This is a genomic window from Streptomyces sp. NPDC001407, assembly GCF_042895325.1.
GTDB lineage: Bacteria > Actinomycetota > Actinomycetes > Streptomycetales > Streptomycetaceae > Streptomyces.
Genome location: NZ_JBIAWF010000044.1, coordinates 22,316 through 33,754 on the forward strand (window position 1 = coordinate 22,316; position 11,439 = coordinate 33,754).

General features: G+C 69.3%; 8 protein-coding genes and 1 pseudogene. 8 read left to right on the plus strand and 1 reads right to left on the minus strand.

Annotation, left to right across the window (positions count from 1 at the left end; all coding sequences use genetic code 11):
- Positions 1 to 75: 75 nt before the first annotated feature.
- The 4 genes from ACFY1P_RS34190 to ACFY1P_RS34205 all read left to right on the plus strand — a co-directional run bounded on the left by ACFY1P_RS34190 (position 76) and on the right by ACFY1P_RS34205 (position 4,565).
- On the plus strand, positions 76 to 495 hold the full coding sequence (locus ACFY1P_RS34190) for an NUDIX domain-containing protein (RefSeq protein WP_390752899.1): 420 nt from the start codon (positions 76 to 78) through the stop codon (positions 493 to 495).
- A gap of 21 nt (positions 496 to 516) precedes the next feature.
- On the plus strand, positions 517 to 1,698 hold the full coding sequence (locus tag ACFY1P_RS34195; protein WP_390752900.1) for a helix-turn-helix domain-containing protein: 1,182 nt from the start codon (positions 517 to 519) through the stop codon (positions 1,696 to 1,698).
- Positions 1,699 to 2,213: 515 nt separating this feature from the next.
- The gene (locus ACFY1P_RS34200) at positions 2,214 to 3,620 is read left to right on the plus strand and encodes a helix-turn-helix domain-containing protein (RefSeq protein WP_390752901.1); all 1,407 of its coding nucleotides are present in this window, start codon (positions 2,214 to 2,216) and stop codon (positions 3,618 to 3,620) included.
- Positions 3,621 to 3,653: 33 nt separating this feature from the next.
- Positions 3,654 to 4,565 (plus strand): phosphotransferase family protein, encoded by a 912-nt coding sequence (locus tag ACFY1P_RS34205; protein WP_390752902.1) that lies wholly within the window; start codon positions 3,654 to 3,656, stop codon positions 4,563 to 4,565.
- A gap of 115 nt (positions 4,566 to 4,680) precedes the next feature.
- Here ACFY1P_RS34205 and ACFY1P_RS34210 read toward each other — a convergent pair whose 3' ends face one another.
- A complete protein-coding gene (locus tag ACFY1P_RS34210) occupies positions 4,681 to 7,095 on the minus strand; it encodes a glycoside hydrolase family 65 protein (protein WP_390752903.1) in 2,415 nt (804 codons plus the stop codon).
- A 180-nt stretch (positions 7,096 to 7,275) separates the two neighbouring features.
- Between ACFY1P_RS34210 and ACFY1P_RS34215 the strand changes: the two genes are divergently transcribed.
- From ACFY1P_RS34215 to ACFY1P_RS34230, 4 genes and pseudogenes are all read left to right on the plus strand, one after another.
- Positions 7,276 to 7,803, plus strand: coding sequence for a hydrogenase maturation protease (locus ACFY1P_RS34215; protein ID WP_390752904.1), 528 nt, complete (start codon positions 7,276 to 7,278; stop codon positions 7,801 to 7,803).
- 41 nt (positions 7,804 to 7,844) lie between these two features.
- Positions 7,845 to 10,121, plus strand: a complete 2,277-nt coding sequence (gene hypF / locus ACFY1P_RS34220) for a carbamoyltransferase HypF (protein ID WP_390752905.1) — start codon at positions 7,845 to 7,847, stop codon at positions 10,119 to 10,121.
- A gap of 5 nt (positions 10,122 to 10,126) precedes the next feature.
- Positions 10,127 to 10,405 (plus strand): HypC/HybG/HupF family hydrogenase formation chaperone, encoded by a 279-nt coding sequence (locus ACFY1P_RS34225; protein WP_390752906.1) that lies wholly within the window; start codon positions 10,127 to 10,129, stop codon positions 10,403 to 10,405.
- A 236-nt stretch (positions 10,406 to 10,641) separates the two neighbouring features.
- Positions 10,642 to 11,346 (plus strand): annotated as a pseudogene (locus ACFY1P_RS34230) (IS5 family transposase); the annotation flags it as partial.
- Positions 11,347 to 11,439: the final 93 nt, after the last annotated feature.

Genomic DNA, 11,439 nt, shown 5'->3' on the forward strand with positions numbered 1-11,439 from the left:
GGGGGTGGCAAGTTGGCCGCCGCGTGCTACGTTCCGAGCGCCCCATGGACCGGTGATGCACTGCGAAGGACAGCGATGACCTACACGCCCCCGACCTGGCCCGTATCCGTCAAAGCCGTCGCCCTCGACATCCGTCAGCGCGTGTTGCTGCTGAAGAACGAGCGGCAGGAGTGGGAGCTGCCCGGGGGCAGACTCGAGCCCGGCGACGACAGCCCCGAGACGACGATCGAGCGGGAGCTGCTGGAGGAATCCGGGTGGGAGGTGAAGGTCGGCCCGCTCATCGACGGGGGCGTGTGGATCTACGAGCCGATCCCCGGCCGACGGGTCCTGATCGTGACCTTCGGCTGCACCGTGCTCACCCCGGACCGGACGCCGGTCGTCAGCCATGAGCACAAGGAAGTCGGGCTGTTCACGGCCGATGAAGTGCCGAGGCTGCATATGCCCGACGGCTACAAGCGTGCCATCGCCGCCTGGTACGGCCAGCGGCAGAGCTGACCCACCACGGGGAGGAACGCCGTGACGCAGCCCGCTGGCCCAGGGCTTCCGTCGCCCCGCCCCGCTGCCCGTCATGTGCTGTGGCACTGGGCGACCCCGCAGGCCGAGGCTGTCCTCGTCACCCGCGACCTGGGGGCGATCCTGCGGTTCCACCGGGTCGTGCACCGGCTCAATCAGACCGAGCTCGGCCAGCTCCTGGGCTACGACAAGACATACGTCTCGGCCCTGGAACTGGGCAAACGCTCGCTGGAGGACGTCGGCTCGCGACGTCGCGTCGCGGAGTGCCTGGGTCTGCCGCCACACGTCCTCGGCGTGACCGACGTCGCCGACACTGATCATCGGGCGATGCTTCAGTTCGGCGAGTCCACGGTCCGACTCGCGGAGATCGCCCGCCAGTCCGGCCACGCCTCCGAGGCCGTCGCCGAGCTGTGGCCGCTGGTCGCCCGTCTCGAAGCCCGTGTCGAAGACGGCCACAGCGAACGTGACGTCGTACGACTCCTTTCCCGTGCCCGCGTCGGCCTGGGCGTCGCTCTCGGCAACGTGCTGCCCGAAGAGCGCCTGGCCACTGCGGCCCGCTGGACCGCCAAGAGCCTGGAAGCGGCCCGCCACCTCGGCGACGACCCCGCTCTGCTCTCCGGCATCCTGCGCATGCACGGCAACGAACTGCGCAAGGCCCGCATCCACGGCGCCGCCGTCGAACGCCTGCGCCACGCGGTTGCCATCGCCCCCACCCTCGACGATCGCGCCGCCGCGCTGCCGCTCCTCGCCCGTGCCGCGGGCGCCCTCGGCGACCGGGAGTTGTTCGACGCGGTGCTGTGCGAGACCGACACCCTCCTCGACCAGGCCGGGCACACCTCGCTGTTCAACCCGTTCTCTTTGCACGAGATCCACTTGCGCGGACTCCTGGCAACCGGCCGTGCACCAGAGGCCATACGGCTTGTGGAGGAGCAGCCGGCGCTGACGACCACGGTGGCGCCGCAGTGGCGAGTGATCGAGCTCGTCACCGGCGCCCAGGTCCGTCTGATCGGCAACGACCGCACCGGGGCGGCCGAAGCCCTCGACGCGGCGGTGGGCGAAGCGGTGGTGCAGCGGCTGCCGCACCAGTTGCAGCGCATTATGCGCGCCGCCGGTCAGCAGCTGCCTGACGTCCGGGCAGCGGCGGGAGATGCGTTGGACCGGATACGGCAGGAGATGGCCGCATAGGACCGGAGCCGCATGCCCGTTCACTGGGTCTCACCGGGGCCAAGGCCGGGGAGAGGGACGGCGCGTGCGAGGTCCCAGTAGACCTCGTAATCGTGGGCGGGCCAGCTCGTCACGCCCCCGTGCGTCTGCCGGTAGCGAGCACCGGCGGGGGATTCGACGGCACGCTCGTGCTGCGGCTCAGAACCTTGCGGGGGCTCCTCGACGAGGTGGCGAACGCTCTGTCGGAGGCGCTGCTGAAGCGTCGGGCGGGGTGCGGGGGTGGTGCTCTGGCTCGTCATCTCGGCCTCGGCGTTGTGAAGTTGAGTGCGGGAGGGCCACGCAGGTGCGCGGGGAAACAGAGTGAGGGGCAGCTGCTGACTCGGCCATCCGGGAAAACCGGGAATTCCGCTAAAACCCCGGGAACTCAGGAAACGTGTGCCTGTACCTTCGGGGAAACCCCGAATCTCAAGCCCAGTTGAAGCTCTTGGAGGCTACGCTCCACCTTCACGGAGGCGAATATCGCGGAGGTGGCGCTCGTGGCCGAACAGCACCGTCCGTCGTGTGCCAAGCGTTGGCGCGACAGTGCCACGACGAATGGGTGGACAAATGAGCGTCTGGTGGATGAAATCCACTCATGCTGCCATGTGAGCCGACTGCGAGCCCATCGCTTGGCACGCGGACTGTCACTTGAAGCTGCTGCGGCCGAGTACAGGCATATGTGCGCCGGTGACTCCACCACGCCCAAGCTGGACGTGGACAAGCTGTCTCAGTACGAGGCAGGCGTGGTCAGCCCGAAGGCCGTCATCGTCGACTTGTTATGCCGCCTGTATCGGACTGACGCCCAGGGGCTTGGCTTTGCTGGCGACTACCGCCCCAAAACCCAACAGGGCCAGCGCGGTGTCGCGGTAAGCGGTGGCCGTGTGCCAGGGCAAAGCGGGGGCGTCTCCCTCATGCCGGCAGTCCCCGGGCATGCGACGAACGCGTTCGACCAACTGCTCGATGACGCACGCCGATCAGTGGACCGAACCCTGGCGTCCGCCAGCGTAAGCCCCGCACAGCTCGACCTTCTCGATGAACGGATCTTGTATTTGCGGCAACAGTACCTGTACACACCCCCCGAACCGATACTGTCCCTGCTGCTCGCCGAGCTGCGGGAAGTCCAGGCCCTGTCGAGCGAGCGCCAGCCGGCCGCCATCCAAGTGCGGCTCTCCGAAATGACCGCCATGCTGGCCACACTCATCGCCGACGCGCTGATGAAACTAGGAGTCCTGCGCCAATCCCGGGCCTGGTATGCCACCGCCCGAGCGGCTGCCGACGACAGCGGAAATATCGAGCTGCGCGCCCGCGTGCGAGCCCAGGCGGCGATGCTCCCCTACTACTACGGCCCGCTGGACGCCGCGATCACCCTCGCGCGCGAGGCCCGGCTGCTGATGCACAACCGCCCACGCGCGACTGGTGCCTTGGCTGCGGCCGCCGAGGCCCGAGCACTCGCCCAGCTCGGCGATATCGAAGGAGCGAACAACGCCATCCACATGGCCCAGAACATCTTCGACCGCGCTACAGACGGAGAGGGCGAAGAAGCATTCGCCTTCCCCGAGCGACGGCTGCTGCTGTACCTGAGCGGCGCCTATACGCACCTGCGCCGCAGCAGCCTGGCCCGTAGCGTGCAGCGCCAGGCGCTCGCTTTGTACCCGGACCGGACCAGCATCGACCCGGCACTGCTCCGGCTCGAAGAGGCCATCTGCTTGGCCCAGGATCACAGCCCCACGGAAGCGTGCGAACTCGCACAGGCAACCTATCTGGGTGTCCCCGAGCCGCATCGGACACCGATCCTGGGAGCGCGGGCCCGTCACGTGATCGCCGCACTGCCACCGGCCATACGCTCGGGGACGGCAGCACATGATCTCGGTGAAATTCTGGCGTTGTCAGCAGGGGCGGTGTGACACCGGTACGTCGTTTCCGACAGCCTTAGCTCTATGACGGCACCAACGACGATCACCTTCGGTGGCTTCGACGAGACTGAGATGCGTGATGTGCTGGAACACGCCTGTGCGAGAGTCGGCCTCGATTGCGCCGGTGCGGTCAGGTTGCGGGGGCACACCAACGCCGTCGTGCGCCTGATCACGGAACCGGTCGTTGTCAAGATCGCCCGGCGTGGATCGGACAAAGTGGCCGTGGCCAGGACAGCAACGTTTGTCCGTTGGCTGATGACGCAGAACTTTCCCACCGTCCCACTGCATGCCGTGGCCGAGCAGCCGGTCGTCGTCGACGGCCATGCGGTGACCTTCTGGAGCTATCTGCCACAGCCAGAGCATTCGGTCGCAGCCTCTCAACTCGCCGGTCCGCTCGCCGAATTGCATCGAATTGCTGACCCTCCGGTACAGCTGGAGCGGCTGGAGGTGGTCGAGGCGATCCGCCGCTCGCTGGCCGCGACGACCTGCCTCCCGCAACAGACTCTGAGATTCCTCACCGAGCGCGTCGAACGCCTGGCCGACGAGCTCGCGCAGGTCGTCTACACGCTGCCGGAGGGCGTTGTACAAGGTGACCCGCAGCACCGTAACGCGCTGCATACCGAGGACGGCCGGGCTGTGCTGTGCGACTGGGACACGATCGCCTACGGTCAGCCCGAATGGGACCTGGTCACGGTCGAAATCCACTGCCGCCGTTTCGGCCACGGCTTGGAGCACTACCAACAGTTCGCTACTGCATACGGAGTCGACGTCGCCCAGTGGCCCGGCTACCGGGTTCTGCGCGACCTGCGGGAACTGCGCATGATCACCACGAATGCCCGTAAGGCCACCCATGCGCTGGGGACGCTCGCGGAAGTGGAACGTCGGATCGCCGGCCTGCGGTGTGAAGACCCCGAACTCCCATGGGCGATCTTGTGAAGGAGTGAATCGGGCATGGGCGGCAACGGCCTTGGCTGCACCCGGCATCCCGGTCCGGGCGACGGCAGACCATCGCGACCTTGGCGGATGTCGAACCGATCCGTCCGGCGACACCTCATCGGGGACCGGTCTCAGTCGCATGACCCAGTGTGAGCGTGCTGGTCTCTCCCGGCTGGATGGTGATGCGCCGGTCGGGCAGCACGATCCTGACCGCGGACTCCTCCGATTCCGGAACGCTGATGGTCAACTGCTCACGTTGCAGGCGTACTCCGATGCCCCAGTGCCCTCGGTAGCGGATGGTGAAGCCGAATTCGGAGAGTTCGGGGAGTTCCACGGGGTCGAGCCAGAGGGCGTCCTCGCGGGTCTCGAGTCCGGTGAGGCCGCGCTGGACCAGGTCCAGGGTGCCGGCGATGGCGCCGAGATGGATGCCTTCGGCGGTGGTGCCTCCCTGGATGTCCGCGACATCTTCTTCGAGTGCTTCGCGGCAGTAGCGCCAGGCGTCGGTGCGGTGGGCGCGGGCGAGGACCCAGCCATGAACGACTTCGCTGAGGGTGGAGCCGTGGCTGGTGCGTCGCAGGTAGTAGTCGACCGTGCGCTGCCACAGTTCGTCGGTGAGCTCGTAGCCCATCCGTCGGAAGATGGCGGAGAGTTCGGCCGGTGAGAAGAGGTAGCCGAGCATCAGGACATCTGCCTGTTTGGACGCCTGGTACCGGTTGACCGAATCCCCTTCGGCCTCCAGGAGACGATCGAGCCGCCGGATGTCGGGGTAACGGGCGCGGTAGGCGGCCCAGTCGAGCTCGGCCAGCTCGCCGTAGCCGTCGAACTGGCTGATGACATCGTGGTGGAAGGGTACTCGGAGGCGTCGCGAGATTTCGTCCCACAGCGGGAGTTCGCCGGTGTCCAGGACGTGGCGCTCGACGAGTTCCTGCCGACGCCGGGCGGGCAGGCTCCCGATGAGGTCCAGAGCGCGGGCGAGCACCCAGGCCGCCGTCACGTTGGTGTACGCGTTGTCGTCGATCCCCGGCCGCGCGGCACCGGGGTAGGCGTCGTGGTACTCGTCCGGACCGACGACCCCACGGATGCGGTAGCGGCCGGTCACCGGTTCGGGCTCTGCGCGGCCCGCCCAGAAGCGGGCGATCTGCAGCAGCATCTCCGCGCCCTTGGTGTGCAGGTACCCCGTGTCGCCCGTGGCCTGGCAGTACTGCCACACGTTGTACGCGACGGCGGAGCCGACGTGATGCTGGAGCACGGAGCGGTCGGGCAGCCAACGGCCGGAGCGCGGGTTCAGATGCAGCGTCTGCGTCTCGTCACGGCCGTCGCTGCCGCTCTGCCACGGATACAGCGCGCCGGTCCGGCCCGTCTCACGGGCGGACCGGACCGCTCGGGGGAGTCGGCGGTGCCGGTAGTCCAACAGCGCCCGGGACACCTCCGGGAAGTGCAGGTTCAGGTACGGCAGCACGAACAGCTCGTCCCAGAAGACGTGGCCTCGGTACGCCTCGCCATGCAGGCCTCTGGCCGGTACACCCACGTCCAGGTCCGCGGTGTGGGGCGAGAGCGTCTGCAGGAGGTGGAAGAGGTGCAGGCGCAGGACCCGGCCCGCCTCGCCGGGCACGTGGATGTCCGCCCGCCGCCACAGCTGTTCCCAGGCGTCGGTGTGCGACCGCAGCAGCGAGGGGAAGTCCGGGGCCGTCCGGGCCAGGTCGACGGCCGCTGTGCAGGGGGCGCTGATGGCACGGTCACGGGAGGTGTGGAGCGCGATGGTCTTGTCCACGGCGGCGGGGCCTTCGTCGGACAGGGTGAAGATCAGGCGGTGGGCCGGCCGGTGGTCGGCGGTGGTCTTGGCCGAGGACTCGGGGGTGCAGCCGGTCACCGTGGTGCGCGCGGCCATGCCGATGCCGATGTCCGACGTTCTGGTGCGGCAGCGCAGCAGGACGGTGTCCGGGCCAGCCTCGCCGACGTGCACCGCCGTGAGGTGTCGGCGCTCCAGGGCGCGGTACCGGTGCACGTTGGCGTTGACGACGTCTCCGTCGAGGGCGGATTCCACCTCGATCCGCCCCGACCAGCCTTCCGACGTGAACACGGTCCGTAGCGCCGCGAGGTGAGGGTCCCCCATGTGGACCAGACGGAACTGCTCGACCCGCAGTACCCGGCCGTCGGGCGCGCGGTGGCGGAACGACCGGGTCAGCGTGCCCTCTCGCAGGTGGAGCGCCTGCCGGTAGTCGGCCACCGCGCACGTGTCCAGGGCGAACCACGGGCCTGCTTCCTCGCCGGAGAGCAGTCGGAAGCGCAGCGGCAGCCAGTTCGGGAGATTGACCATGTCCTCGTTCTCGACCTGGCGCCCGGCCACCGTCGAGACCAGCCGGTCGTAGCACCCGGCCACGTACGTACCGGGGTAGTGCACCGGGCCCGCCCTGCTCTCGGGCGCCGCGCCGCGCGTGGCGAAGTACCCGTTGCCGAGCGTGCACAGCGTTTCCCGCAGCCGTTCGGTAGCCGGGTCGTAGCCTTCGTACTCCCAGGTCCACTCGGTCATCTTGGGCCTCGCTTCCCGCTCTCCGCCGTATCAGGAGACCAGATGCCACCGCAGGCAGCGCTTCCCGTCACTCTTCCGGACCCGCGCTGACCCATCCAGACGCATCACGTGCCCGGCCCCGAGCGGACCCGGCCCGTTGGACAGATGGTGGAAACGGGATCCGATGACAGGGAGTGAGCCATGGAGGTCTCCGCCCGTATCGCGGTCGTCGGCGTCGGCAACGAGTTCCGCCGGGATGACGGCGTGGGCCCCGCCATCATCGCGCGGCTGCGGGAGCGCGCCGTCGGCCGACCACTCCCGGCCGGGACCCGGTTGTCGTCGTGCGACGGCGACCCCGGCCGGCTCATCGAGCTGTGGGAGGAAGCCGAGCTGGCCGTGGTCGTGGACGCCGCGCACGCGCACCCTGGGCACCCCGGGCGGGTCCACCGGGTGGAGCTGGACAAGCACGGCGCCTGGCAGACGGGCACCGCCAGCACTCATGGGCTCGGGCTCGGCGAGGCGGTGGAGCTGTCAAGGGCCCTCCGCAGGATGCCCGGACACCTGGTCGTCTATGCGGTCGAGGGCGCCGACAGCTCACTGGGTACGGGGTTGACACCGGCCGTGGTCGCAGCGGTCGAGCCACTGGCGGAACGTATCGAAGAGGACATCGAGCGGCATCGCGACGCCGTCGCCCGCGGTGAGATCCCGGGCCACAAGAGCCGGCCGTGAAGGAGTCGGGAGACGCGGACGGACGCGTCCGAGTCGCACGCATGATCACGGTGTCCGGCCGAGTGCAGGGGGTCGGCTTCCGCCCCTTCGTCCATCGTGTGGCGACCGGCCTGGGGCTCGACGGCTGGGTGCTCAATGCCGGCGGTCACGTCGAGCTTTCCGTCTCCGGATCACCGGAGGAACTGGGCACACTCATCGAGCGGTTGCGGAATGGCGCGCCATCCCTCGCAGACGTCCGCCGCGTGGGAGTCGGGCCACTCCTTGACCCGCTTCCGGCTCCTGGCTCGGGTTTCACCGTACGTACCAGCACGAGCGGGGGAGCCCCGGTGACGTCCCGGGAGATCCCGCCGGATGCCGCCACGTGCGAGGAGTGCCTGGGTGAGCTTCTCGACGCGTCCGACCGGCGATATCGCTATCCGTTCATCAACTGCACTGGCTGCGGCCCGCGCGCGACCGTCATCGAGGACCTGCCTTACGACCGCGAGCGGACCGTGATGCGGCAGTTCACGCTCTGCGCGCCCTGTGCCGCGGAGTACGGGGACCCCGGCGACCGGCTTTTCCACGCCGAGCCGATCGCCTGCGCCGACTGCGGCCCGCAGTTGTCGTGGGACGGTCTCGCCGGAGAAGCCGCTCTCCATGCGGCGGTGACCGCGGTGGACGGCGGTGCCATCGTCGCGGTGAAGGGCCTGGGCGGCTACCAGCTGGTGTGCGATGCCACGAATGCCGAGGCCGTGGCCCGGCTGCGGCACCGCAAGCGGCGTCCGGCAAAGCCGTTCGCTGTCATGGCCCGCGACGCGGAGACCGTCCGCCGTCTGGCTCATGTGCCGCGCACCGGCCACGCGGCCCTGACGACGCCCGCCCGTCCGGTCGTGCTCCTCACAGCGCGGCGCCGTACCCGCATCGCGACGCTCGTGCACCCGGGCACCGACACGATCGGCCTCTTCCTGCCCACCACGGGCCTCCATCACCTGCTGCTGCACGACCTCGATCGGCCGCTCGTCGTCACCAGCGGCAACGTCTCCGGCGTGCCCATCGCGATCGACGACACGGCGGCGAGAAGCATGCTGGCCGACGTCGCCGACGGTTGCCTCTCCCACGACCGGCCCATTCGCGCTCGCTACGACGATTCGGTGGTGCGCCCGGCCGGCCGTACGGTCCTCACCCTCCGCAGGGCCCGCGGATTCGCTCCCGCGCCGCTTCCCCTGCCCGTCGCCGCCACGTCTCCCATCGCGGCGGCCGGTGCGCAGCTGAAGCACACCTTCGCGCTCGCGGCCGGAGCGCATGCCTTCCTCGGACCCCACGCCGGCGACTTGGAGGACGCCGACACGCTGGCCGCCTTCGAGACGTCGTACGCCGACATGGTGCGCCTGACCGGGATCGAACCGCGTGCGGTCGCCCATGACCTTCACCCGGGCTATCTGTCCACCCAGTGGGCCCGTTCCCAGCCGTCAGGGCGGCGGCTCGCGGTGCAGCATCACCATGCGCACGTTGCGGCCTGCGCCGCCGAGCACGGCGTGCGCGGGCCGTTCACCGGGGTCGCCTACGACGGGCTGGGCCTCGGCAACGACGGCACGCTGTGGGGTGGCGAGATTCTTGTCGCCGACCTGACCCGGTACCGCCGCGTGGGCCGCTTCGCGACAGCGCCGCTGCCCGGAGGCGAGGCAGCCGTGCGCCGGCCCGCGCGCATGGCCCTGGGGTACCTCCACGGAGCCGAGCCACTGGGCGCTCCCCTCCCGCCCCCGACGTTGATCCGGTTGTTCGCGCGGCGCTTCGACCCACGCGAGGCCGACGTCGTCCGGGTGATGGTCGAGCGGGGCGTGAACTGCCCACGTGCGTCCAGCGCGGGCCGACTCTTCGACGCCGCGGCGAGCCTGCTCGGCCTCTGCGACGACGCGACGTACGAGGGCCAGGCCGCCGTGGCTCTCGAGGCAACTGCCGGGACCCTGCGGGCCGACGCTCTGCCCTGGCGGCTGGTGCGGAAGGCCGGACTGTGGGTCTACGACCCGGTCCCCACGCTCGTCGCCCTGCTCGAAGGAGTGGCCGGCGGCGAGCGGGTGAATCAGCTTGCCGCCGCCTTCCAGCGGACGATCGCCGAGGTCACCAGCGGCCTGGTGGAGCGAGCCGTACGAGCGGGCGCGCCGCGCACGGTGTGCCTGTCCGGCGGCTGCTTCCAGAACGCCCGGCTGCTCAGGGAGGTAAAGGCCGTGCTGCGGGCTCAGGGTCTGCGGGTTCTCGTCGGCAGTGCGGTTCCGGTCAACGACGGAGGTATCAGCTACGGGCAGGCCGCGATCGCCGCGGCCCGTCTCCGAGGGGAGTGAGCGCGATGTGTCTGGGCATTCCGGGCAGGGTCCTGGAGATCCACGATCAGGCCGGGCTGCGGGTGGCGACGGTCGACTTCGGCGGGGTGCGCCGAGAGGCGTGCCTGGCCTACACACCCGAGGCGGACGTCGGCACGTATGTCGTGGTCCACGTCGGCTTCGCCATCACGACGGTCGACGAGGCCGAAGCGCAGCGCACCCTGGCCGTGCTGCGGGCCATGGCCGACGCCGTGGAGGGGGAGCTGGGCGAACCGCTTCCTGAAGCCGGTGCCGAGCGTCCTTAGAGGTCGTTTTCACCTGTACTGCGTTGCTATCTCCTAATTTATTCAACCCGGGGATGTGGTGCTGGTGGGGCTGTAAGCGTGGGTGAGGCTTGAGGGTCGGATGGTGTGGCAGACGGGGCGGAATGGGGCTCGCGCCTGTCTCATCCCAACATGCCCGGCGCGCTGGCAGGAGCCGCGCTCCTACTCCCGTGTCCGCGCTCCTGGACCCCGACGTCGGCCGGCGGTACGCCCGGGTCATGACCGAGCGTCGTCCGTATCCGAGTGATCTGTCCGATGCCCGCTGGGAGTTGATCGAACCGGTCCTGACGGCCTGGCGGGCCGAGCGCCGACGGCACGCCCTGGACATCGGGCGTCCGCCCGAGCACGACCTGCGCGAGATCATGAACGCGATCTTGTACATCGACCGGACCGGGGTGCAGTGGCGCTACCTGCCGCACGACTTCCCGCCCTGGGAGACGGTCTACGGGTACTTCGCGAAGTGGCAGAAGGACGGCGTGTTCGCCCAGCTCAACAGCCTGCTCCGGGAGTTGGTGCGGCAGAAGGAGGGGCGGAATGCCGAGCCGTCGGCCTGCGTGATCGACGCCCAGAGTGTCAAGACCTCCACCAGTGTCCCTGCCGCGAGCCAGGGTACGGATGCAGGCAAGAAGATCGTGGGCCGGAAACGCAGCATCGTCACCGACACGCTCGGCCTCCTGCTCGCTGTACTGGTCACCGCAGCCAGCGTCCAGGACTCCGTGGCCGGCACCCAGATGCTCGACCGGGTCGCCGCCGACCACCCCACGATCCGCAAAGTGTGGGTCGACGGCGGCTATCGCAAGCACTTCGTCGAACACGCCGCCACCCTCGGTATCGACATGGAAATCACCCAACGCGCCCCCGGGACCAGGGGATTCACCCCGATTCCGAAACGCTGGGCGGTGGAGCGAACGTACGGATGGCTTAGAGCTCGTAACACGATCTTGTTGATCGTGGCTGGTCGGCCGTGACGTGGGCGGTGTTCCGGCCGTTCGTGATGGCGTGAGGAAGCGGCCGTG

Excerpts from the sequence above, each read along its gene's own strand:
- ACFY1P_RS34190 (WP_390752899.1), top strand. The coding sequence starts at position 76 with ATGACCTACACGCCCCCGACCTGGCCCGTATCCGTCAAAGCCGTCGCC.
- ACFY1P_RS34205 (WP_390752902.1), top strand. The coding sequence starts at position 3,654 with ATGACGGCACCAACGACGATCACCTTCGGTGGCTTCGACGAGACTGAG.
- ACFY1P_RS34210 (WP_390752903.1), bottom strand. The coding sequence starts at position 7,095 with ATGACCGAGTGGACCTGGGAGTACGAAGGCTACGACCCGGCTACCGAA.
- ACFY1P_RS34215 (WP_390752904.1), top strand. The coding sequence starts at position 7,276 with ATGGAGGTCTCCGCCCGTATCGCGGTCGTCGGCGTCGGCAACGAGTTC.
- hypF (WP_390752905.1), top strand. The coding sequence starts at position 7,845 with ATGATCACGGTGTCCGGCCGAGTGCAGGGGGTCGGCTTCCGCCCCTTC.
- ACFY1P_RS34225 (WP_390752906.1), top strand. The coding sequence starts at position 10,127 with ATGTGTCTGGGCATTCCGGGCAGGGTCCTGGAGATCCACGATCAGGCC.